The sequence below is a fragment of the Salinivibrio sp. AR647 genome (assembly GCF_001995415.1).
Taxonomy (GTDB): domain Bacteria; phylum Pseudomonadota; class Gammaproteobacteria; order Enterobacterales; family Vibrionaceae; genus Salinivibrio; species Salinivibrio costicola.
On sequence record NZ_MUFE01000002.1, the window covers coordinates 34,968 to 58,382 of the forward strand.

The following is a 23,415-nucleotide window of genomic DNA, read 5'->3' on the forward strand; positions in this document are numbered from 1 at the left end:
TTCGCCTTGCTGGCAAGATCAGCTTTGGTTGCGAAACACTGTCTAGCAGTGAGTACGAGCCGTTAAGGTTTTTAGATGTTTAGACGTCTATTTGTTGACTGGACGGCTAGAGGGCTGTAATCTTGTTGACAGTTTTATAAGAGGTATAACAAAACTGCCATGACAACATCAGCAAACACCACACCGAAGCCTTCTGCGCTTGCACTGCTTCCCCTGATTTTATTTTTAATCCTTTTTATTGGATCGGGCGTGTATTTTACCTTAGAAGGTGTCGACTACGCCTTTTATCAATTGCCTGCACACGTCGCGATTTTACCCGCGGTAATCTTGGCCATTGGTCTAAGCCGTGAGCGCCTGAATACGGCCATTGAGCAGCTCATTCGTGGCATGGGACATGGTGATATTATTGCCATGTGTTTAATCTATTTGCTGGCTGGCGCGTTTTCTTCGGTGGCGGATGCAACCGGGGGCGTGGAAGCCACGGTCAATCTTGGGTTAGCGCTGATCCCCGAAAGCCTTATTCTGCCGGGCTTGTTTGTGATTGCGGCGTTTATCTCCACCGCAATGGGCACCTCGATGGGCACCATTGCCGCGCTTGCGCCTTTTGCATTGAACATGGCCACTGCAACCGGTCAATCGCCCGCTGTCATGGCAGGTGTATTGCTGAGCGGCGCGATGTTTGGCGACAACTTATCGTTTATCTCTGATACCACAATCGCGGCCACGCGCTCACAAGGCTGTAGCATGCGTGACAAGTTTAAAGAGAACGTTGGCATTGCCATTCCTGCTGCCATCGCTGCGATTATTCTGTTTGTATTTAATAATCAAAGTGCGCCAGTTGAAGCGCCTGAGAGCATTAACTACTTGGCGGTTATCCCTTACCTTTCGATCATCGTATTGGCACTGGCGGGACTAAATGTGTTTGTTGTCCTGATTTCAGGTATTTTGCTGGCGATGGGTGTGGGTCTGATGAGCACGCCTGACTTTACCTTGATGACGTTTAGCCAAGAGGTCAAAGACGGCTTTGCCAGCATGCAAGAAATCTTCGTACTCTCGTTAATGATTGGTGGTATTGCTGAATTGATGCGTTGCCAAGGTGGATTAAGCTTTTTGACCAACACAGTCAATAAAGTGATTGTCCGCTTTCAGAAAAACCAAGGTCAGCATCACTCTCGTGCGAGCGAGTTTGGCATCGCCTTGTTAGTGTCTTTCGCTAACTTATGTACGGCCAATAATACCGTGGCCATTGTTGTATCGGGCCAAGTGGCTAAAAATATAGCAACTGAGCATTCCGTACCGGCTAAGCGAAGTGCAAGCTTGTTGGATATCTTTTCATGTGTCGTGCAGGGCATGATTCCTTATGGCGCACAAATTCTGTTACTCGGTGCAAGCTTTGGGCTATCTCCTTTAGTGATTGTCAGCCATTCTTACTACTGTTTCTTTTTAGCCGCTTCTGCCTTAATTGCTGTCAGTAGTCGTCATTGGTGGCAAGCGCGCCGCGCGTAACCGTCACTTGATAAAACCACGGTGCTGGCTTTGCCTGTCTCATTAGATAAGCAAAGGCTGCACCGTTTTTTAATGGCTTAGAGTCTTGGCTCTAGAAATTTTGCCCCGATCACCAAAGTCAGTAATTTTGGATATCGTATAGTGATCATCGCAACAAAAATATGAAATGGCTCAGCGCTATAGCAACAATTCTTTTAGACTAGATAGCGTTTTCTAACCACCGACAATGATGTCGATGGTGGTTTATCCCTCGCTAAAAAGGTCTATGATCATGAAGGAACGTCTTTGTTTAAAGGCAGCGGTTAGTGCTGCGTTAATTGCATCATTGGCAGGGTGTGCCAACTCAGGCTCTGAGACACCAGAGCAAGGTTGGGCGCCAGATACCACTTATAAACTCACCATTCTTCATACCAACGACAATCACGGTCGTTTCTGGCACAACCGCTATGGCGAATACGGCATGGCCGCGCGCAAAACGCTGATCGATGAGCTGCGTACAGAAGCACAAGCAGAAGGCAGTGAAGTGCTACTGCTCTCAGGCGGTGACATCAATACCGGTGTCCCAGAGTCTGATCTACTCCACGCGGAACCGGATTTTAAAGGGATGACGCGCATCGGTTATGACGCCATGGCGATTGGTAACCACGAGTTTGATAACCCATTGAGCGTGCTCGAGCAGCAAATGCAGTGGACCGATTTTCCAATGCTGTCTGCCAACATTTACGATAAAGAAACGGGCGAGCGTAAATTTCAGGCCTACGAGATGTTTGAGCGCAATGGCCTAAAAATTGCGGTTGTCGGTCTGACCACAGAAGATACCGCGAAAATTGGTAACCCTGAGTACATTGGCTCGCTCGACTTCCGTGATCCGAAAGCTGAAGCGAAAAAAGTGATCGCCAAGCTCAAAGAAACCGAAAAGCCGGATATCATTATTGCGGCAACCCATATGGGCCACTATGCCGATGGCAAAAGCGGTGTAAACGCCCCAGGTGATGTGGCGTTGGCGCGCTATATGGATGATGGCGACCTTGACCTTATCATCGGCGGCCATTCACAAGAGCCGGTTTGTATGGAAGGACCGAACACATATAACGAGAGTTTCGAGCCCGGTGATGCGTGTACCCCAGACCAGCAAAACGGCGCGTGGATCATGCAAGCCCATGAATGGGGTAAATATGTCGGTAAAGCCGAGTTTGAATTCCAGAATGGCGATTTAAATCTTGTCAGCTACGATCTTATTCCTGTGAACCTGAAAAAGAAAATCAAGGTTGATGGTGAGAGCCAGCGCGTCTTTATTCAAGATGAAATCGCAAAAGACCAAGCTTTGTATGACTTCTTGAAGCCATACCAAGACAAAGGCCAAGAGAAGCTCAACGTTAAGATTGCTGAGAGTAACGGCAAGCTAGAAGGCGATCGTGATGTGGTGCGCTTCCAGCAAACCAACCTAGGCCGCTTAATTGCTAAGTCGCATATGGAACGCGCTAACGCTGACTTTGCGGTGATGAATTCAGGCGGTGTGCGTGACTCTATTATCGCCGGTGATATCACTTACAAAGACGTGCTTAAAGTGCAGCCATTTGGCAACATGGTCACTTACACCGACATGAGCGGTAAAGAAGTGATGGATTACCTCAATGTGGTTGGCACCAAACCTGCAGACTCTGGCGCGTATGTCCAATTTGCCGGCGTTTCAATGGTGGTTGAAAACGGCAGCGTTCACGATGTGAAAATTGGCGGCGAACCGATTGATATGGAAAAAACCTATCGCTTTACCGTGCCAAGCTTTAATGCGGCCGGCGGTGACGGTTATCCAAAACTGACTAACCACCCAGGTAACGTCAACACAGGTTTTGTCGATGCGGAGGTGCTTAAAGACTACCTTGAAGCAAACAGCCCCATCGACGTCAACGATTATGCGCCACAAGATGAGATTGTTTACAAATAAAACCGGATAAAATGGCGATAAAGATAAAGCGGCACCGATGCAGTGCCGCTTTTTTTATGTAATGATAATGCGGTGTTGGAGTAGTAGAGAAACATTATGACGCCAGCAATAAAATTGGCAGAAAAACAGGGAATTGCCTTCTCGGTTCATCAATATGCGCATGATCCAAATAATCCAAATTTTGGCGATGAAGCGGTTCAAGTGTTGGGGCAGGATCCGGCCCGAGTCTTTAAAACCTTATTGTTTTGTATCAATGGTGACAGTAAACAGCTGGCCGTTGCTATTGTGCCGGTAAAAGGAAGCTTAAACCTTAAAGCGGCCGCAAAAGCGGCGGGCGGGAAAAAAGCAACCATGGCCGACCCTCAGGTGGCACAACGCGCAACCGGATACCTTGTCGGTGGCATTAGTCCGCTCGGACAGAAAAAGCGTCTACCGACGTTTTTAGATGCCTCAGCAAAACAGTTTTCAACCCTGTGCGTTAGCGCGGGCCGTCGCGGTTTAGAAATTGAACTGTCCCCGGACGATCTGATGACGTTAACCGCGGGGCAGTATGCCGCGATTGGCGAGTAAAAAAGAGGATAAACAAGCATGACATTGACCATTTGGGCATCGTTAGCCTTAGTTTGTATGCTGGGAGCGATGTCACCAGGGCCCAGCTTGGTGGTGATGGCAAAACATAGCCTCGCTAACAGCCGCCTACATGGCATTGTCGCCTCATGGGCCCATGCGTTTGGTGTTGGCCTGTATGCGTTAATTACCATGTTAGGGTTAGCGGTTATCTTTAAACAATCGCCTATCTTGTTCACGATTATCGCCTACGCAGGGGCGGCGTATCTCGGTTGGTTAGGGATCAAATCACTCCTGAGCAAAGGCGGCGTCGCGGCAAAGCTAGAGGCGGGCAAAACCGCAAGCCTTAGCGAAGCGGCGCGTGATGGCGCGATGATTTCCATGCTAAACCCTAAACTGGCGCTCTTTTTTATTGCCTTATTCAGTCAATTTGTCGCAGTAGGGTCTGACTTATTCAGTCGCAGTGTGATTGTGCTAACCCCGTTATTGATTGACGGGCTTTGGTATACATTGGTGGCATTTTTGCTCTCAAGCCCCACCATTGTTGACAAAATCCGTCATCGTGGCGCTTGGATTGACAAGCTGTCAGGGGTGGTTTTAATCGCGCTGGCAATACGCGTGGTATTTACGCTGCAGTAAAGCAGTAAAGCAGTAAAGCAGTAAAGCAGTAAAGCAGTAAAGCAGTAAAGCAATAAAGCAAAAAGACTGGCAACTCGCCAGTCTTTTTGTTGTTCAGGCACGGTGACTGAGATGCCGTTCGCGGGTTTCTAACTTTTTCTCTTGGCTCTTTTTGAGCATCACATACAGCGCACCTGAGCCGCCTTGATGCCGCAGAGCAGAATGAAAGCAGAGCACGTCAGAAATTTGTTGCAGCCACTGGCAGACATGGCTTTTCATCATTGCCGGAGGGTTGCTTCGTTCGCCTTTACCGTGAACGATAATCACGGTACGCACGTCCATTCGTTGGCACTGCTTTAGGAAGCGGAGAATTTCATCACGGGCTTTTTCCAACGACATCTTGTGCAGATCAAGCCGAGCATTAATGTCATATTTACCCAAGCGTAACTTGCGAAAGACCCCGTCTTGCACGCCATCCCGCTTATAAGCCATGACGTCGTCGGGTTTAACCATGGTGGCATAATCCAGTGATAGATACTCAGGATCACTGTGAGCTAACCTTTGTGCTGCGTACTGACGGGCAAGTTGCGCTTCAGTCGGCGAGTGTGCTCCGGCTTGGTCCTCAACCGTGTCCTGTTCGATTGGCGCCACGTCAGACATCATTTCTCGGAATAGCTCAAATTCGTTTTTATCACTCATCACTACAGGGCCATCTACGTCGTGGAGTCATTTGAGACAGTATAAACGAAAATAAAAAAAGAAACCTAGCGCCACACTCTGTGACCAACCGTGTAACACTAGGTTAAGCAAGTTTGCTTAAAGATAGGTAGGCAATAAAACAGATTATTGAGGTTTAGATGTCATCACTTTGTAGACAAAATAGCCGCCAAAGAAACTGATCAGGGCAAATGTACAGATGATGACAATCATGGATGACAAGCCCACGGCGTTGCCGAAAAGTAGATCAAGCCAAAAGTCCATAGTCTGTACCCTCGTGTCCGTTAATGTAGGGTCAGAATGCCAATAGGAACTGTGTTGAATACTGATCAAGATCAATAGAAATGTCGAACAATTTATCAACACTTGTTAACCACGATGCGATCACAATTTGCTCGCAACTGATGCGACTTTCACCGTTTAACTGAGAGGGGAGAAAAAATACGTGATTAGGGCTTGAGGTTTCGTGATGCTTGAGTATGATAGTCGACCTCAGCACGGGGATGCACTTGATCGCATAGCTCTGTGCTTGACAAGACGAACATCAGTTCGTAAAACTTGTCATATGTCGGTGAATAGCGCAGTTTGGTAGCGCATCTGGTTTGGGACCAGAGGGTCGGGGGTTCGAATCCCTCTTCACCGACCACTATTCAGGTAGTGGAGAGCGTATTTGGTCGGGGGCCGGGAGCCGGTCCAATCGAATACCTCTTCACCGACCACTATTTTAAAACTGAGTAATCTAAGGTTACTTGGTTGACGTAAAAAGCATTAACGGTGAATAGCGCAGTTTGGTAGCGCATCTGGTTTGGGACCAGAGGGTCGGGGGTTCGAATCCCTCTTCACCGACCACTATTCAGGTAGTGGAGAGCGCATTTGGTCGGGGGCCGGGAGCCCGGTCGCATCGAATCCCTCTTCACCGACCACTATCCAGGTAGTGGAGAGCGTATTTGGTCGGGGGCCGCCCCATCAAATCCCTCTTCACCGACCAACGTAAAACCCCAGCCTTTTGGCTGGGGTTTTTTCGTTTTCTCGGTCCAGCACTTAAGGCTTAGGGTAGTGCTGGAATGCTTGGGTATTGCCTGCCTTATCAAACGCCATGACCGTATAAGGCTGTTGACGATCGCCGTATTCCATACCTGGTGAGCCAATCGGCATGCCTGCAACGGCCAGTCCTTCTAACCCCGTATTGGTGGCCAGGAGCTTTTTCACCTCTTGGGCAGGAACGTGTCCCTCAATCACATAGCCATTAATACGTGCGGTATGACATGACTGCATATCAGCTGGGACGCCCATGTCTTGCTTGACTGACGCCATGTTGTCATGCGGTTTTACCTCTAGCTCAAAGCCGGCTTGCTCCATATGCTCAACCCAATCGTCGCAGCAGCCACAGCTGGGGGATTTATACACCACACCGCTCGCGGCCATCGCCGAGGCACTCATTAGGCCCACTGTTGCTACAAGTAGTTGTAAACGCTTCATTATCGCTCCTTGTTACTTATCGTCTGATTTTATTTTGAAAAAACGTAATCGGTTTGCATTGGTCACCACCGTGATCGAAGAGAGCGCCATTGCGCCACCCGCGATCACCGGACTGAGCAACATGCCGGTAAAGGGGTAAAGGATGCCGGCAGCGATCGGGATCCCCAAGGTGTTGTAGATAAAGGCACCAAAGAGATTTTGTTTCATGTTGCGTACCGCGGCTTGAGATAGCCCAATGGCGTCTGCCAAGGCGCCAAGGTGTTGGTGCATCAGCGTAATTTGCGCGCTTTCTATCGCAATATCGCTGCCGCTGCCCATCGCCACACCGACATCGGCTTGCGCAAGTGCCGGCGCATCATTGATACCATCACCGACCATGGCAACGCATTTACCTTGCTGTTGGAGAGACTGGATTTGTTCCGATTTTCCATCAGGCAGCACACCGGCAATAACGTGATCAATGCCCAGCTGACGGCCAATGGCATTGGCGGTATCTGGGTGGTCGCCAGAGAGCATGATCACCTCAAGCCCCTGTTGTTGCAGGCGAGCGATAGCGTCTATGGCATCATCACGAATCGGATCACTGACACCAATAAGCGCTTGTACGCTGTCCGCATTGGCAAGGTAAATCGCGGTTTCGCCACGCTGAGTCATGGCGTCGATATCGGTTTGGCGGGCGTCAGTATCTATCCCTTGTGCCTGCATCCACGCTTGGTTGCCGATGTAGTAACGTTCACCCTCGATCTTGGCCTGGATCCCTTTGCCAGATTCACTGTTAAAGTCATTTGATGTCGGCAACGCAAGTGTCTGCTGCTTGGCATAGCCAACAATCGCTTGGGCCAATGGGTGCTCGGAGTGTTGCTCCAGTGAGGCAGCAATTGCCATGAGACGCTCTTGGTCGCCGTGAATAGCATTCACATGCGTGACTTCGGGCTGGCCGCGGGTCAGTGTGCCCGTTTTATCAAACACCAAGGTGTGCAGTTTTGCCGCGGTTTGCAGCGCATCAGCATCACGGATTAAGACCCCGACTTCGGCGGCGCGACCCACCGCAGCGGTAACGGATAGAGGGGTCGCCAAGCCAAGCGCGCAGGGGCAGGCGATGATCAACACCGTGGTCGCGGTGACCAGCATGTAGCTAACCGACGGCTCTGGACCGACAAAATACCAGATAGCCGCGGTAACAATGGCAATGGCGACCACGATAGGCACAAATACCGCTGAAATACGATCGGCAAGCTTCGCCAGTTCAGGCTTACTACTTTGCGCTTCGCGCACTAAATCAATAATACGTGCCAACATGGTATCGCTGCCCACACCAGTGGCTTTAAAGGTTAAGCCACCTTTTTGGTTCACGGTCCCGGCATGAAGCGTGTCCCCCGCTGTTTTATGAACAGGTACAGGCTCACCGGTCAGCATGGATTCGTCGATATAGCTGCTGCCATCAACCACTTCACCATCAACCGGTACCTTAGCGCCAGGTTTAACCCGCAGTGTCATTCCCTGTTTTACTTCATCAAGCGGACGCTCTGTTTCTTGTCCGTTTTCAATGACTAAGGCTGTAGGTGGCTGTAAATCAAGTAATTGGTCGAGTGCTTTAGACGTATTGGCACGGGCGCGCGCTTCAATCGCATGGCCTAAGCTAATCAAACCAATGATCATGGCTGAGGCTTCAAAATACACATGACGGGCTTGCTCTGGGAATAATGCAGGTGCGATGACCACCGCAGTGGAATACAGCCACGCGGCACCGGTACCGAGCGCCACCAACGTATCCATGGTGGCACGTTTGTGCATCAGCGCTTGCCAGGCATTGGCAAAGAAGTGACGGCCACCGGTTGCAAGAAGCAAGAGGGTTACCACCGCAATGGCGCCCCACGCCCACTGATCTTGGCTCGATTGAATGGTCATACTGCCACCGAACACGCCCCAAGCCATCAGTGGCGCCCCCAAGCCTAAGCCCGCGAACGTACTGCGTTTAAAGTTTTTTAGCTCGTTGGCTTGCTGGGTTTGCTGGCGCTCACGCCGATCATTATCGTCTTCGACTTTTTCCGCGCCATAGCCAGCGTTTGCTACTGCCGCAACAATGGCGTCTGACGATGCACTGCCTTTAACAATCGCGCTACGCTCGGCTAGGTTAACGCTCACGTTCGCCACGCCATCCACACCGCTAATCGCGTTTTCTACGCTTTGCACGCAGCTTGCGCAGGTCATACCGGATAATACGTATTGCTGACGGCTGGCCTTGCTTGAATCTGCAGGATTATCGACCGAGGATGACTTGGCTTCTGAGGCTTCTGAGGCTTCTGAGGCTTCTGAGGTTTCTGGATTCGCGTTACGTGCGTCTGTCTGCGCTGGTGATTCGTTGTCAGTGCTCACGTTTGCGTCATTATCAGATGCGCGCGCCGCTTGATAACCCAGCTGGTGGATAATCTCAATCAGTGCATCAGCACTCAAGCTCGTGTGCACCTCGGCATGGGTTTTACTGACGGCGTGTGTAAACACGGTGGGCTGCTCGTCCAATGCTGCTTCTACTTTTGCGACACAGCGGCCACAGTTTAAGCCACTTAACGTGAAATGATGGCGGTAGCCGACATGATAGCCAAGCGATTCAATTGCTGAGACGGCTTGGCGAAGAGAATATTGTTCGCTTTCGCCCCAGGTCTCAAGCGAGAGTGATTGGGTGTCAACGTCCTCAATGCGAACGCCGTCGATATCCTCGAGCGCTTTCGTCACTTTTTTCACACAGCCTTGGCAGCTTAGGCCACTTAACGGCAGTGTGTAATAGGTGATCTTGGTGTCGGTCGTCGTCATTGCTTCTCCTTGATAGCCTCTCATCGTGAGATGTTGGCGGTTGTCGCAATTTCAGTTAAGCTAAACTGTAAACCTTATAGTTACTGGAAGGTCAAGCGACGAATATGAAAATTCAACAAGTGGCCGAAAAAACCGGCTTAACCAGCAAAACCATCCGCTTTTATGAACAAAAAGGACTGATCACCCCGCCGCATCGTGCCGATAATGGTTACCGGGATTACGGCGAACAGCATGTCAGTGAGCTACAAATGATTCGCCGTGCACGGCTGGTGGGTTTTACATTAGATGAGAGTGGCGATTTATTGGCTTTATCGCGCGATCCGTCTTTGCGTAGTGCCGATGTCAAAGCGCGAGCAGAGAGTAAACTGGTTGAAATTGATGAAAAAATCGCAGAGTTGGCGGCGATGAAAACCACACTGCATGCCTTGACTCAGGCTTGTCCGGGCGATGGTGACGCGCAGTGTCCGATTATCGAAGCACTGCGCGGTGACAGTGAGCTAGGCGATTTAAAAGCCGATGCCACAAGTTGTTGCGCATCGGGGATCCAATCGCCAGCAGTCAATTAAACGATCAGTAAAGCAGTGAATAGAGCTGGCGGCGATAGCGTGAGGCGATCTCGTTGCCTTGGCCGAGTGCTGCCAAAATATCCATAAAGGTTTTCTTGGCTTCACCGTCGGCGTAATTAAGATCGCGACGCAAAATACCCATCAAGAGTTCAAGCGCATCTTCACTGCGGTTAATGTGATTAAACTGCAAAGCCAGCTCGTACGCGACACCTGCATCCCCTGGATTTTCTTCAAGCGCCGCTTGCAGGCGTCGAATTTCGGGGCCATCTGCGGCTTGATGGTGCAATTCAATTTTTGCGATCAATGACTTATAAGTCGCGTCTTGATCTTGCAGCAAAATGGTCTCAAGAATGGCTTGTGCGGCATCAAACTGGTGGGTTTCTACCAAGCATTCTGCAAGGGCAAGCTTGTATTCCGCTTTATCGCCAAGGCTGGACTCCAGCGGCTTAATGATCACAAGCGCATCGGTATAATTGCCCTCTGCCATTAACTGGCGCGCCTGATCAAAGGCTTGGCTCTCTTGACTAGGTAGGTGCTTATCAAGCATTTCGCGCACTGTGTCGTAGTTTTGTGGGCCAGCTAAACCGTCCACTGGCTGACCATCTTTGAACAATGCCAGCGTTGGAAGCGCACGGACACCGAATTGAGCGGCAATCATTTGTTGCGCTTCACAATCAATGGTTGCAAGGGTAAAGGTGCCATGACTGTCGTGAGCAATTTGTTCGACGGTGGGTTTTAGCTCCACGCTTTCGGGCATCATATTGGCCCAAAAGTAAATCAGCACAGGCGTGCGTGACGATGATTCGAGAATTTGCTGAAAATTATGCTCGGTTAATTCGACGATATAGTTTGCGTTCATCATGGATCCTGACGATATGGATTTTCACTAAGGGTGGGGGCAAACGCGCAGAAATTCAAGCAACTGGCCCTGTAATTGCGTGTTTAAGCTCGATGGAATGTGCAAAGCCGACAAGGGGGCGAGAAACGAAAAAGCCACCTTTTGGTGGCCTATTTCGTCGGTCTGCAAACAAGCGACGTTTTAACAATAACACGTGCGGGTTAGAACAAGAGCACCACGCACAATGCGACGCTCAAGCAGAGCCAGTTTAACTGATGTAAGGTCATCCGCCGGCTCCTGTTGTTGTGTTTGTCTTTATAATACTACCTGTTAACAAGAAGGCCCCGTTGCCCAGAGCCTTTGTCGTCATTACAAATTAGATTAGCCCACCTCTATGACAAAAGTATGACAAATGAGGCAGTCAGCACATTTTTTACCGCGACGGCTTATTGTTGCATTAACTGCCTTTGAGCAAGACCCGATCCAGCCAACCGCTAGGGAGCAGTCGCTTGAGAATCGCCATCCATACGGTGGGTTGAGTGACGCGATAACGCACCTTGGGGCGAGGCGAGAACAAGGCATGCGTCAGTGGCGCAACCAGTGCGTCGGCGGGTAGGGTATATTTGTTGCCACCTTCGTCCGCCGCGAGACGGTCAAATTGGGCTTGGTAGGCATGATGATGACGACTCTTATTGGGGTCGACCCAATGTTTAAAAGCGCTGAGCGCATTGGCACGAAACGCTGTTTCAATCGGGCCAGGCTCAATCAAGCTCACCTTAATCGGCGTATCGCTCAGCTCTAAACGCAGGGTATCGGTCCAGCCTTCAAGCGCAAATTTACTCGCATTGTAGGCTCCACGGTATTTGAGCGCGACAATGCCAAGCACCGAGCTGTTTTGCACAATCCGTCCCCCGCTATGACTGAGCAGCATCGGTAATAAGGCTTGGGTTAAATGGTGCCAGCCAAACACATTGGTCTCAAACTGAGCGCGCAGCGCGTCGGTGGGCAAATCTTCCAGCGCGCCAGGTTGGCCGTAAGCGCCATTATTAAAGAGGCCAAACAAGACCCCACCGGTCATTTCATCAATCGTGGCCACCGCGCGATCAATGCTGTTGCTGTCCGAGACATCTAACTGAATGCAGGTTAATCCTTGTTGCTGCAACCGTGTGACATCCTCCGCTTGTCGGCAGCTTGCGATCACCGTGTGGCCCTGAGCATGCAAGGCGTTGGCACAGGCAAAACCGATCCCTGTTGAACAACCGGTGATAAGGATCGCGTTTTTTAAAGGGGGGGTGGCTGTCATCGTTATCCCTATTGGTTGATTATTGTTGATTAACTGTCAGGCTGTGACAGATACGGTACCAGTTGCTCTGCCATAAACTCGGCAATCCACGTTTGGGCGGCCGGCATCGGATGAATGCCATCATCACGCATCCATTCAGGCTTTTGGATCACAGACTCCATAAAAAAGGGCAGTAAGGGGGTTTGTGTTTGCTCTGCCAGTGTAGGATAAATATCAGCAAACCCTTGCGCATAGCGCTGGCCGTAATTGGGCGGAATCTGGATTTGTACTAACAGCGGCTTGGCATCGCCCGTATGTGCCTGAGTGATCAATTGCTTAAGGTTGTCTCGTATACGGTTGAACGGCCAACCCCGCAGGCCATCATTGCCGCCGAGCTCGATCAGCACCCACTCAGGTTGGTGGCGCTCAAGCAGTTGCGGCAAACGTTGTAGGCCATTGGCGGTGGTGTCGCCGGAAATGCTCGCGTTAATCACCTCAACCTCGACATTATGGTCGTTGAGTGCGCGCGGCAGCTTGGCAGGCCAGGCTTGTTCAGCCGCCATTTGGTAGCCAGCGCTTAGGCTATCACCGAGGACGAGGAGCGTTTGTGCACTCGCACTGCTCACCCACAAAAAACACAACAAAGTAAGGATGCGTAACATGGCCTCTCCTGTTATTCGAGCCGAAAAAATTGCAAAACATGTCGTGACACGCGAACAGCCGCTTACCATTTTGCAGGATGTCTCGCTACAAATCGAGGCGGGTGAGTCGATTGCATTAATGGGCGTGTCGGGCGCGGGAAAATCGACCCTTATGACCTTGCTTGCCGGGTTAGATACGCCCAGTGAAGGCGAAGTCGATCTGCTCGGGCACAAGCTTTCCACCTTGGACGAAGATGCCCGTGCCGCCCTGCGCGCGGAATCGGTAGGGTTTGTGTTCCAAAGCTTTCTTTTAGTGCCATCACTGAATGCATTAGAAAATGTGATGCTACCACTGACCATTCGTGGCGAAAACGAAGACGACACCCGCGCCAAGCAACTGCTGGCCTCGGTAGGATTGCAAGGACGGGAAACACACTTACCTTCACAGCTCTCTGGCGGCGAACAACAGCGTGTTGCCCTCGCGCGTGCCTTTATTATCCGCCCGCACGTGTTATTTGCCGATGAGCCAACCGGTAACCTCGACCAAAAAACCGCCGCAACCATTATTGATTTACTGTTTGAGCTGAATGAAAAGCATGGCACCACCTTGGTGTTGGTCACTCACGATCCGGCGCTGGCCAAACGCTGTCAGCGTACCTTGATGATGGACAGCGGCAAACTACAGGAGCACGTCAATGGCGAGTAATAATGGACTGCTTAACCGCTGGGCGTGGCGAGAGCTTTTGCATGGACAGATATGGCCGGTGGCGGTGGCGCTGGCGCTGATTATCACCTGCGTGTTCGCGCTTTCCGCATTGGCCGATCGGATTGAAAACGTCCTCACCCAACAAGGGCGCAACCTGATTGCTGCTGATACCGTGCTAAGCACGCGCCAGCCTATAAACACCGAGCAAATTGAGACCTTTAAACAAGCGGGCACCACGGTATCAGCACAAACCCGCTTTGGCACCATGGCGTTCAGCGAACAAAACATGCAGCTGGTGAGCGTGAAAGCGGTGGATAGCCTCTATCCGTTGCGTGGCGACTTGGTGTTGGAGCAAAACGGCCAAGCCCTAACGGGTGATCGACGCATTCAGCCCGGTGAGCTATGGCTGTCTGAGCGGGTGTTTAGTTTGCTCGATGTTAAGCCCGGCGATAAGGTCTCGATTGGCAATCTTGATCTCAACGTCAGTGGCACCTTGGCCGCCGAGCCAGAGCTGTCGTTTAACCCTTTTAGCCAAATGCCTGCGGTGATGATGCACCGTGATGATGTGCCTGCCGCCGGCGTGGTACGCGAAGGGAGCCGGGTACGTTATCGCTACTTCTTAACCGGTGATGAGCCAAGTTTAAGTGCCGCAAGGGACAGCTATACGCTGCAAGACGGCGAGCGCTGGGTGGATGAAAACACCTCTGATCGTACTGGCGATATGCTCGACCGCAGCCGCCAGTATTTATCTCTTACCGTCGTTTTAGTGATTGTGATGGCCGCGGCCACCTTAACGCTCACGTGTCAGCACTATGCCAAAAGTCGCGCCGATTTGGTGGCGATGCTAAAAAGTCTGGGCGCCAGTCAGCAGTGGGTGCGGCGCTGGTTAGCGCGTCAGCTGACCTTATTGTTTGTGTTAGCGACCGTGGTGGGCTTAGGCGCCGGCTACCTATTGGAAGTGCTCCTGCGTTTACCACTAACTGATGTATTGCCCTCACCGCTGCCCAGTTACGGCTGGGTGCCATGGGTGCTCGCGCCAGGGGTTGCCTTGCTGGTGGCGTTACCTGCACTGGGCGTGCCATTGCTGAAATTACTGGATGCGCCCGCGTTGGCAGCCGTGCAATCGCAGGCTGGCAGCGGGCGGCATCGTCGTGGTACCGCCGCTATCCTGATAGCGATTCCGGTTGGCGCGCTTGCGCTGTGGGCGTTTGATAACACCTTATTATGGAGTGTGTTAGCGGCGATGGCAGCGATGATCGTGCTGCTCGCATTGGCTGGTTTAGGCCTGCTCAAGCTGGTGAAATCGCGCGTACGCGCGCCGTCGGTAAAATTGGCCCTCAGCCGGATCACCCGCAACAAGCTCGCTAGCAGTGTTCAGCTTGGCGCGCTAGCCATTTCCTTTATGCTGTTGGCGATCATCTGGCTGCTGCGTACCGATTTGCTCGCCGATTGGGGACGGATGCTACCACCCGATGCGCCCAATGTGTTTGCCATGAATATTGCACCAAGTGCGCAACAAGACTACGTGGGAGAGCTCGATCAAGCCAGCTTGATGCGATCCGATGCGTATCCGATCGTGCGCGGCCGGTTAGTGGGCAAAAATGGCGAGCGCTACCAGGTTTCCACCGATGAAGCCGAGCGCGATGAAGCCGATGAAGCGCTGCGCCGAGAGCTTAACTTTACCTGGCGTGAAACCTTGCCTTCGCATAATGAGGTGCTTGCGGGCGACTGGCCAACCGAAAATGGCGTCTCGGTGGAAGCGGATATTGCCGCGCGTTTAGGGATTGAGATTGGCGACAGCCTCACCTTTAGCGTCACCGGCCAAGACTTTACCGCCACGGTCAACTCGATTCGTGAAGTCGAATGGCGCAACATGCGGCCTAACTTCTATTTTATTTTCGATCGTGACACTCTCGCCGACAAACCGGCCAACTGGTTGGTGAGCTTCCGGCTTGATGAATCACAAACGTCATTGCTCAATCGGTTGGCGCGGGAATACCCAACCGTCACGCTGCTCGATTTACGCACCATGAGCAGTCGTATTCAATCGATTTTGCGTCAAATTGGCTTGTCGCTCTCGGTGTTGGCAGGGCTGGCGGTGATCAGCGGCTTGCTACTGCTGCTGACCTTGCTGCGTATCAGCCTGAGCGAACGCCAGCAGGAAATTAACCTCTACCGTACCTTGGGGGCCAGCCGCACCCGTATTCAACGCACTCTGTGGAGTGAGTATGGGGTGATGGCCTTGGTGTCGGGGTTAATGGCGGTGCTTGGCGCTGAAGCGGCGATGGCAGGGCTGCTCAAATGGGGCTTTGAAATGGAAGTGCGTTTGCATCCCGAGCTTTGGGCGGTGCTACCGGTGTTAGCAGTGGGGTTGGTGTTTGTCACCGTCGCCTCAATGCTGGGTAAACTGATTGACCCGCAACGGCGTTAACGCGGTGCGGGTTTAAAGCATCCTCGTTTTACACATAACAAAGCGGGTATCAAGAAAATTGATACCCGCTTTTTTGTATCAAACGTCCAGCAAAATCTGGCCAGTAACACACTTGTGCGAAAGGCAAAAGCCGCTATTTAAATAAAGACTGCATCGCCTCTTCCACCTTGGGGTGCTGGAACTCAAAGCCTGAGTCCTCTAACGCATGCGGCAAGGCGCGCTGGCTATCGAGCAACAAGTGCGAGGCTTCGCCCATCATGGTTTTGATCGCGAGTGTGGGAACAAAGAACACATGCGGGCGTTTTAAGGCACTGGCGAGCGCCTGGCTAAACCGTTTATTGGTCGCCGGCTCCGGGGCGGTGCAGTTAAACGGCCCTTTGAGCTCAGGGGTGTTGAGCAGGTGGATAATGGCACCGACCATGTCATCAATATGAATCCACGGCATATATTGCTGCCCTTTGCCGATCGGGCCTCCGAGCCCAAGCTTGTAAGGCAGCATCATCCGTTTCAACGCGCCCCCCTCGGCGCTTAACACCACGCCGGTGCGCAGCAAACACACCCGGGTGTTGGTTGAGGCGCCTTTCAGTGCAATTTTCTCCCACTGATGACACACGTGCTGGGCAAAGTCATCGGCATGAACCATCAAGGTTTCATCAAAGGCGCGATCTTGCTGATCGCCGTAATACCCCACCGCCGAGCCACTAATAAAGGTGTGAGGTGGGGTGCTGCTGGCATGGATTTTTTCAACCAGCTTTTCGGTTAGCCCCCAGCGGCTGGTACAAATAATCCCTTTTTGTTGCTCACTCCAACGTTTATCGGCGATAGGTTCACCGGCCAAATTAATCACGGCATCAAAATCATTCAGATGCGACAAATCATCGAGCCGCTCTAGCGGTGTCACACTATTGGCAAAACATTGCGTCACTTTTTGCACCGACCGAGACAGCACGGTGACTTGATGCTCAGAGAGTAATCGCGGAATCAGCGCCTGACCTATCAGGCCAGTGCCGCCGGTAATAAGAATCTTCATGCCTGATGTCCTAAACGTGTTGTTGTAATCCCTAACCGTAACGCTAAGAGGGTTTTAGACTTAGCGCAAGTGATTGCTTTGCATCCTGATACGTACCGCAACCAAAATCGGTTGGATCGCGCAGTTTTTTGCTCTGCTTCTCGCACCTTGGTTTGGGAGTGTTAACATAAATAGGCACATAAACACCGTGTTTACTGTTAATACGCAAGGAGTCATGTCGCCTACATGCAAGCGTTATTCAAATCATTGCTGGGAAGCTTTCGTGATCTATTACCCATTATCTTGGTGATTGGCTTTTTTCAGGTCATTGTGCTGCAACAACCGCTGCCCAACTGGATCTCAATTACCTTTGGCTTGGTGCTGGTGGTGGTGGGGCTGACCTTATTTGTATACGGCTTAGACATGGGGCTATTTCCAATTGGCGAATCGATGGCACATTCGCTGGCCCACAAAGGCAGTTTAGGATGGTTAATTGCGTTTGCCTTCCTACTTGGCTTTGGCACCACCATTGCCGAACCCGCACTCACCGCGGTAGCGGCAGAGGCGGCAGATGTCGCCGCTAACGGTGGGATGATACACACCAGCGAAGCGGCCAAAGACAACTATGCCAATGGCCTTAGGATCACGGTGGCGCTCTCGGTTGGGTTTGCGATTGTGCTCGGCGTGGTGCGAATCATGAAAGGCTGGCCGATCCACCGTTTAATCATTGGCGGCTACTTGCTGGTGGTGGCGATGACCATGGTCGCCCCGCCGAGCATTATCGGCATTGCCTATGACTCGGGTGGGGTAACCACCTCCACGATTACAGTACCATTGGTGACCGCGCTCGGCGTGGGGTTGGCAACCGTGATTAAAGGGCGTAACCCTATGGTGGATGGCTTTGGCTTGATTGCGTTCGCCTCGCTATCACCGATGATCTTTGTGATGGCCTACGGCATGGTGGTGGCGTGATGGACGGTCTGCGCCTGTTTATCGACACCTTTTTCTCCACCGTGCGCGATGTGATCCCCATTATTGCGATCCTTGTTGGTTTTCAGCTATTTGTACTACGCAAAGCGCTCAATAACCCCAAACGGATCTTGTTTGGTTTTTTCTATGTCATCTTGGGCTTGAGCCTGTTTTTAATGGGGCTGGAGTTGGCGCTATTCCCGCTGGGATCGTCGATGGCCGAGCAGTTGACCGCTCCCGATTTTGTCGGCGCGGCACTCAAAGCAGGCGGCGAGATCGATTGGCAAGCCTACTATTGGGTGTATCTGTTTGCCGCAGCGATAGGTTTTAGCACCACGGTGGCCGAGCCCTCATTAATTGCGGTGGCAATCAAAGCCGCCAAAGTCTCGGGCGGGGCAATTCGGGTAAATGGGTTGCGCGCCTCGGTGGCGCTTGGCGTGTCGATGGGGATTGCCTTGGGGTGCTATCGCATTGTGGTGGGCGATCCGCTCCATTATTACATCATCACCGGTTATGTGGTGGTGGTGATCCAAACCTATTTTGCCCCGCCGTTTATCGTGCCTTTGGCCTATGATTCTGGCGGGGTGACCACCTCAACCGTCACCGTACCCTTGGTGACGGCGCTCGGGTTGGGGCTAGCCTCTACCGTACCGGGAAGAAACCCGATGCTCGACGGGTTTGGCTTAATTGCGTTTGCCAGTTTGTTTCCGATGATCACCGTGATGGGCTATGCCCAAATCACAGCCTATTTACAAAAAAAGCACGCACAGCGTTCATCGTAAGGAGAGCCTATGCGGTTCAAATTAATTATGGCGTTTATTGAAGATGCCAAAACCGATGCGGTGCTCGATGCCGCAAGAAAAGCCGGCGCCACCGGCGCGACCATTATTAACAACGCACGTGGCGAAGGCTTGGTTCAGAAAAAAACCTTTTTAGGCCTCACGCTGGATGTACAGCGAGACGTGGCTATCTTCCTGGTGGAAGAGCACCTGGCGCGCGCCATACTCGAAACCATTAATGACGTGGGCGAGTTCGATGCCACGCCTGGCAGTGGCATCGCGGTGCAAATTGATGTGGAAGATGCCGTGGGCGTGGCCCACCAAATGCAAGAATTAACCGAAGTGGTGAAGGACGAGTTATGAAACAACATAAAACGGTCAGAGATGTGATGCATGCCAATGCCGTGTGTATTGATGGGCTCACCACGGTCGAAGAAGCGATCCGCATTGCACGCCAAGAAGATGTCAAAGCACTGATTATTAATAAACGCGATGATAGCGACGAGTTCGGCTTGGTGTTAATGAACGACATTGCCAAAAAAGTGCTCGCCAAAAACCGCGCGCCATCACGGGTGAATGTTTATGAAATTATGACCAAACCCGCGCTTAGCGTCTCCCCCGATATGAATGTGAAATACTGCGCCCGTTTATTCGAACGCTTCGGCATCAGTCGCGCCCCCGTAATCGAAAACGGCCAAGTCCTCGGCATGGTCAGTTATAACCTGATCGTGATCTACGGCATGCTTGCGGAAGAAGTGTAGAGCTAGAATCGGAAGGATTAGGGGGGTAAAAAGGAACCACCTTTACTCGAAATAAGGTATCCACATTCGCTCGCTTTATTAAAAATCAAAAGGTTAGATAAAAATATAACACTTAGCGTAAAGTAACGTATGGCCCCCTTTTTTGAATTACTATTCATTTTTTATTTGGAATAAGAATCATGTTGAAACAGGTTTTTAACAGAGAGCAGTTGTCTAAAGTGGTTGCACCCACGGATGTGAGCAGATGGGACTTGCTATCAATGTTTGGTAATGTAGATGCTGCGTTAGACCAGACAATATATCACTGGGAAAAAAATGGGTTTGACTTATTACCCCTCGATAACAAGATTATAAAGGGTAAAGTAGTATATACACCAAGTCGATTTGAAGATTTCTTCGCAATAAAGTTAGTTGATAGATTCTTAAGGAAAATATATAAAGTAAGGCAGTCTGATCGAAATTTAATTGTCAAGCGTGTTATTACTTTTCTAAAAGACTCAGGTGATTATTATGTTATCAGAGTAGATATAAAAAAATGTTATGAGAGTATATCATTTGATGATGTTCTTTATAAGATTAAGGATGATCTTATTTTATCACCAGAGTGTGTTAAAATTTTAAGTGATATTAATCATCAATTGAAGTCTATTTTTTGTTTCTCAGGTTTGCCAAGAGGATTATCAATAAGCCCAACTCTTGCAGAGTTATATCTCGAAGAGTTTGATAAAAAAATGGCAGAGAATCGTGATGTAATTTTTAGCTCAAGATATGTTGATGACATCATATTGATTACGACAGATAGTAAGAAAGAAAGTGTGAAGGAGTGTTTGAAAAGCACTCTATCAGACCTGGGTCTTGAGTTGAACAATAATTGTAACAAGAGGTTTCTAGGCTCATCTTCAAATGCTGAGTTTGATTATTTGGGTTATTCTATTAAAGTAACGCCTAAGAGAAGAAATGCCAACCAAGTTAGCGTAAAGATATCAGAGTCAAAATTAAATAAAATAAAGTCTAGAATTGCTATGTCTTTGTACGAGAATAGCAAAAAAAAGGATATTGGGTTGTTGAAAAGAAGAATTGAATTTCTAAGTCTATTGAAGACTGTAAAGAAAGGTAAGAATGGCGACTTACTAGCCGGGATTGCACATAACTATCAATATTCTACAGATGGCTTTGAATGTTTGAAGTCTATAGATGGGTTTCTTATAAATCAACTTGAAAACCCAAGGTTTGGGCTTGCCGCGAAAGAAATTAGGAAAATAAAAAAAATATCATTTTATGGAAATGCAGTTAAGCGCAATGTTGGTAATTTCAGTAGAAAAAAGACAACTAAAATAATGCGGGTTTGGAAGAATGGCTAAAGTGATTAAAGTTAACACTAATGATAAGTATAGAGCATTGCTGACTGATGTTCTTCCGTATGAGCTACCATTATGGTATTCAAATTTTATAATGTATGAAAGGTTTAGTGATAGCCGTCATTGCAACGCATACAGCACTGTTTCCGGGCTAGATTTTGGTAAAAAATCTGGCTGCTATATTCCCTTAAACTACTCGGTCAGTCGAGGAGGGAATAAAAGTCCTCGTTTGATTTCCATAATGCATCCAGCAGCGCAATTAAAAGTATGCGATTTTTATGAGGAGTATGGAGAACTGATAGAATACTACTGTAACAAATCGAAATACTCATTAAGGCATCCATATAGGAAAACGACTAAATTTTATGGAAAAAGACAGAAAGGCTCTAAGTTTCGTGATGGTGTAGAGTCTGATAGTGAGGAGCGTATTGTTTCAAGCTCATATTTTAAGTATAAAACCTATCCTTTCTTGTATAGGTTTTTTGAGTCCTATGAATACCATCGATTAGAGAAAAAGTTTCATAGTATGGTGCAAGTTGACGTGTCTAAGTGTTTTCCTAGCATATACACACATTCAATTGGTTGGGCTGTGAAAAACAAGCGGCTAGCAAAAGCTAAACCTGATGGTAGCTTTGATGGTGACTTTGACAATTTAATGCAGTTAACTAACTATAGAGAGACAAATGGTATACTTATTGGGCCAGAGGTTAGTAGGATATTTTCTGAGGTTATTTTACAGAAGATAGACCTTAACTTGGTGGAAAGGATGCGTGAGAATGGCTATGTTATATCTAAAGATTATGACTTTAGGCGGTATGTTGATGACTACTTTATTTTTTACCGTTCGGATGATGTAAAAAAAAGCATTGTTAGAAACTTAGAAATTTGTTTGCTTGACTACAAGATGTACCTGAATGAAGCGAAAACTACAATATCATTTAGGCCTTTTTCTACTAATATATCGCTATCCAAGTTTTCACTTAGAAATGCTGTAAATGATTTTTACCGATCACGGTATATAGAAAATGGTGATGATCCAATCATAAAATTGAATAGACCTGACTCAAAAGCTAATAGAGCTATATCTGAAATAAAGATGGCGTTGGCTAATCACAAAGTCGAGTACAGTTCTATATCTAACTATTTGTTTAGTTCTTTTGCTAGTCGATTTTATACCTATTTAGAAAAAATATCCGAGTTGGATAGCTTGCAGTCTCACCATATTAACTGGGTTCTTGTTGATCTGGATGTGTTATTTTTTATACATGCAATGGATATTAGGATTAGGCCTACAGATAGATTAGCACGATTGGTTTATGATTTGGTCGACAGAACTAACCTATGGCCGAAGAGTTACCTTGACCTGATCTTTAAGAAGATATTTGATAATGTTAGGCAGGCTATAAATATATATATTGATCATGCTAATGATATTGTAGGGCTTGAAACTCTGAATTTATTAATGATTTTAACAATGCTCCCTGATGAGTATCAGCTCCCTCCGGATAAGTTAGACTCCTACATTAGTTCCCTAACTAATCATTCAGAAACTAATGATTTTTACTTTCGTTGGGTTACCTTTATGCTTTATATTAAAGATAACGATCAATACAAAGCTATACACGATAGGCTTGTTTTATTGGCGGGAGAGTATTTTTTAAATCACATTGATATGTTTGTAGATACAGAGTACTTTATATTCTACTTCGATTATTTGGCATGCCCTTATATTGATGAATCTATCCGTAAGGGGGTTATGGAGAAAGTAAAAAAAATATCTTTATGTGGTAATGGAAATCCTGTAGAATTCAGTGTTAAACGTCAAGGAGACATTGTTCTTAAAAACGACTTTGTCGTAGCATGGCGAGACCCTGATTATTTGAAAGCTAGTTTAGAGAAGAAAGAATACATCTTCTCGTATGCCTAGGTATATGTCGCCTGCCTCCGTAGGCTTCTGCATTCATCCGAACAGTTGATCGTATAGTTCATGCTTATGCATGTTGACATATGTAAGGCTGTAAGGCTGTTTGTACGGACTGCAAGAAATTGTGGTCACACACACGATAGGAGGTGGGCGGCTCCCCTCTCGCTCGGCTAATAATGTTTCAGCCAGTTGAGCTATAAGATCGTCGCTTTGACTGTTTACATATCTGATTCTCCCCACTATGTGACGAATGCCCCCAAGAATTCTGCTGGGTCAAATGGGTGTGTCGTTATCATCGCTGAATCCCTTTTATATCTGAAATGTTAGAATTTGCCGTCTGCCGCCGCTTTCATGCCTTCTAGTCTAGCGCTTAAGCAACGCCTGTGATCCGCTATGCTCAAATAACAATCGATAAACCTTATCATGGTTAACGCTATCCAGTGGCTTTTCGTGCCATTCCGTCAGCCTGCCAACAACTCACAATGTCTCTTTATGCGTCTTTTATGTC

General features: G+C 49.1%; 21 protein-coding genes and 2 tRNA genes. 15 read left to right on the forward strand and 8 right to left on the reverse strand.

What is annotated here, in order from left to right; genetic code table 11:
* Positions 1-159 precede the first annotated feature (159 nt).
* The 4 genes from BZG76_RS02705 (at position 160) to BZG76_RS02720 (ending at position 4,657) form a co-directional block, all read left to right on the forward strand.
* Entirely contained in the window at positions 160-1,506 is a 1,347-nt protein-coding gene (locus BZG76_RS02705) for a Na+/H+ antiporter NhaC family protein (protein ID WP_077460067.1), read from the forward strand.
* 271 nt (positions 1,507-1,777) lie between these two features.
* A complete protein-coding gene (gene ushA, locus BZG76_RS02710) occupies positions 1,778-3,451 on the forward strand; it encodes a bifunctional UDP-sugar hydrolase/5'-nucleotidase UshA (protein WP_077460068.1) in 1,674 nt (557 codons plus the stop codon).
* A gap of 96 nt (positions 3,452-3,547) precedes the next feature.
* The gene (ybaK, locus tag BZG76_RS02715; RefSeq protein ID WP_077460069.1) at positions 3,548-4,021 is read left to right on the forward strand and encodes a Cys-tRNA(Pro) deacylase; all 474 of its coding nucleotides are present in this window, start codon (positions 3,548-3,550) and stop codon (positions 4,019-4,021) included.
* Between the two features lie 18 nt (positions 4,022-4,039).
* The gene (locus BZG76_RS02720; protein ID WP_077460070.1) at positions 4,040-4,657 is read left to right on the forward strand and encodes a LysE family translocator; all 618 of its coding nucleotides are present in this window, start codon (positions 4,040-4,042) and stop codon (positions 4,655-4,657) included.
* A gap of 93 nt (positions 4,658-4,750) precedes the next feature.
* On the opposite strand, the gene smrA is transcribed toward BZG76_RS02720, so the two are convergent.
* Both smrA and BZG76_RS02730 read right to left on the reverse strand, forming a co-directional pair.
* On the reverse strand, positions 4,751-5,335 hold the full coding sequence (gene smrA, locus BZG76_RS02725) for a DNA endonuclease SmrA (RefSeq protein WP_077460071.1): 585 nt from the start codon (positions 5,333-5,335) through the stop codon (positions 4,751-4,753).
* A gap of 144 nt (positions 5,336-5,479) precedes the next feature.
* Positions 5,480-5,617 carry a DUF3149 domain-containing protein gene (locus BZG76_RS02730; protein ID WP_025675231.1) on the reverse strand — a complete coding sequence of 46 codons (138 nt, stop codon included), beginning with the start codon at positions 5,615-5,617 and terminating at the stop codon, positions 5,480-5,482.
* Between the two features lie 305 nt (positions 5,618-5,922).
* Here BZG76_RS02730 and BZG76_RS02735 point away from each other — a divergent pair.
* Together BZG76_RS02735 and BZG76_RS02740 are read left to right on the forward strand one after the other, a co-directional pair.
* Positions 5,923-5,999: transfer RNA gene (locus BZG76_RS02735), tRNA-Pro, on the forward strand.
* 126 nt (positions 6,000-6,125) lie between these two features.
* A tRNA-Pro gene (locus tag BZG76_RS02740) sits at positions 6,126-6,202 on the forward strand.
* A gap of 192 nt (positions 6,203-6,394) precedes the next feature.
* Here the strand turns inward: BZG76_RS02740 and BZG76_RS02745 are convergent.
* Together BZG76_RS02745 and BZG76_RS02750 are read right to left on the reverse strand one after the other, a co-directional pair.
* A complete protein-coding gene (locus tag BZG76_RS02745) occupies positions 6,395-6,832 on the reverse strand; it encodes a DUF411 domain-containing protein (RefSeq protein WP_077460072.1) in 438 nt (145 codons plus the stop codon).
* Between the two features lie 12 nt (positions 6,833-6,844).
* Positions 6,845-9,643 (reverse strand): cation transporter, encoded by a 2,799-nt coding sequence (locus BZG76_RS02750; protein WP_198532292.1) that lies wholly within the window; start codon positions 9,641-9,643, stop codon positions 6,845-6,847.
* Positions 9,644-9,747: 104 nt separating this feature from the next.
* Here BZG76_RS02750 and cueR point away from each other — a divergent pair, with 104 nt between their 5' ends.
* Complete coding sequence (gene cueR, locus BZG76_RS02755; RefSeq protein ID WP_077460074.1) at positions 9,748-10,209, forward strand: Cu(I)-responsive transcriptional regulator; 462 nt, start codon at positions 9,748-9,750, stop codon at positions 10,207-10,209.
* A gap of 4 nt (positions 10,210-10,213) precedes the next feature.
* Here the strand turns inward: cueR and BZG76_RS02760 are convergent, their stop codons facing one another.
* The 3 genes from BZG76_RS02760 to tesA all read right to left on the reverse strand — a co-directional run bounded on the left by BZG76_RS02760 (position 10,214) and on the right by tesA (position 12,991).
* Positions 10,214-11,068 (reverse strand): co-chaperone YbbN, encoded by an 855-nt coding sequence (locus tag BZG76_RS02760; protein WP_077460075.1) that lies wholly within the window; start codon positions 11,066-11,068, stop codon positions 10,214-10,216.
* Between the two features lie 436 nt (positions 11,069-11,504).
* Complete coding sequence (locus BZG76_RS02765) at positions 11,505-12,350, reverse strand: SDR family oxidoreductase (protein WP_077460076.1); 846 nt, start codon at positions 12,348-12,350, stop codon at positions 11,505-11,507.
* Positions 12,351-12,379: 29 nt separating this feature from the next.
* Positions 12,380-12,991 carry a multifunctional acyl-CoA thioesterase I/protease I/lysophospholipase L1 gene (gene tesA / locus BZG76_RS02770; protein WP_025744738.1) on the reverse strand — a complete coding sequence of 204 codons (612 nt, stop codon included), beginning with the start codon at positions 12,989-12,991 and terminating at the stop codon, positions 12,380-12,382.
* Between tesA and BZG76_RS02775 the strand changes: the two genes are divergently transcribed.
* A complete protein-coding gene (locus BZG76_RS02775; protein WP_077460077.1) occupies positions 12,990-13,676 on the forward strand; it encodes an ABC transporter ATP-binding protein in 687 nt (228 codons plus the stop codon). The genes tesA and BZG76_RS02775 overlap by 2 nt on opposite strands.
* The gene (locus BZG76_RS02780) at positions 13,666-16,107 is read left to right on the forward strand and encodes an ABC transporter permease (protein ID WP_077460078.1); all 2,442 of its coding nucleotides are present in this window, start codon (positions 13,666-13,668) and stop codon (positions 16,105-16,107) included. Before BZG76_RS02775 ends, BZG76_RS02780 begins: the two co-directional genes overlap by 11 nt.
* Before the next feature lie 133 nt (positions 16,108-16,240).
* Here the strand turns inward: BZG76_RS02780 and BZG76_RS02785 are convergent, their stop codons facing one another.
* A complete protein-coding gene (locus BZG76_RS02785; RefSeq protein ID WP_077460079.1) occupies positions 16,241-17,137 on the reverse strand; it encodes a TIGR01777 family oxidoreductase in 897 nt (298 codons plus the stop codon).
* Positions 17,138-17,362: 225 nt separating this feature from the next.
* On the opposite strand from BZG76_RS02785, the gene BZG76_RS02790 reads away from it, so the two are divergent.
* The 6 genes from BZG76_RS02790 to drt3b all read left to right on the forward strand — a co-directional run bounded on the left by BZG76_RS02790 (position 17,363) and on the right by drt3b (position 22,910).
* Positions 17,363-18,088 (forward strand): DUF1538 domain-containing protein, encoded by a 726-nt coding sequence (locus tag BZG76_RS02790; protein ID WP_077460080.1) that lies wholly within the window; start codon positions 17,363-17,365, stop codon positions 18,086-18,088.
* Complete coding sequence (locus tag BZG76_RS02795; protein WP_077460081.1) at positions 18,088-18,867, forward strand: DUF1538 domain-containing protein; 780 nt, start codon at positions 18,088-18,090, stop codon at positions 18,865-18,867. The genes BZG76_RS02790 and BZG76_RS02795 overlap by 1 nt, the downstream gene beginning before the upstream one ends.
* 9 nt (positions 18,868-18,876) lie before the next feature.
* Positions 18,877-19,227 (forward strand): P-II family nitrogen regulator, encoded by a 351-nt coding sequence (locus BZG76_RS02800; RefSeq protein WP_077460082.1) that lies wholly within the window; start codon positions 18,877-18,879, stop codon positions 19,225-19,227.
* Positions 19,224-19,625 carry a CBS domain-containing protein gene (locus tag BZG76_RS02805; protein WP_077460083.1) on the forward strand — a complete coding sequence of 134 codons (402 nt, stop codon included), beginning with the start codon at positions 19,224-19,226 and terminating at the stop codon, positions 19,623-19,625. Before BZG76_RS02800 ends, BZG76_RS02805 begins: the two co-directional genes overlap by 4 nt.
* 179 nt (positions 19,626-19,804) lie before the next feature.
* Entirely contained in the window at positions 19,805-20,986 is a 1,182-nt protein-coding gene (drt3a, locus tag BZG76_RS02810) for an antiviral reverse transcriptase Drt3a (RefSeq protein WP_077460084.1), read from the forward strand.
* The gene (gene drt3b, locus BZG76_RS02815; protein ID WP_077460085.1) at positions 20,979-22,910 is read left to right on the forward strand and encodes an antiviral reverse transcriptase Drt3b; all 1,932 of its coding nucleotides are present in this window, start codon (positions 20,979-20,981) and stop codon (positions 22,908-22,910) included. The genes drt3a and drt3b overlap by 8 nt, the downstream gene beginning before the upstream one ends.
* The last annotated feature ends 505 nt before the right edge of the window (positions 22,911-23,415 follow it).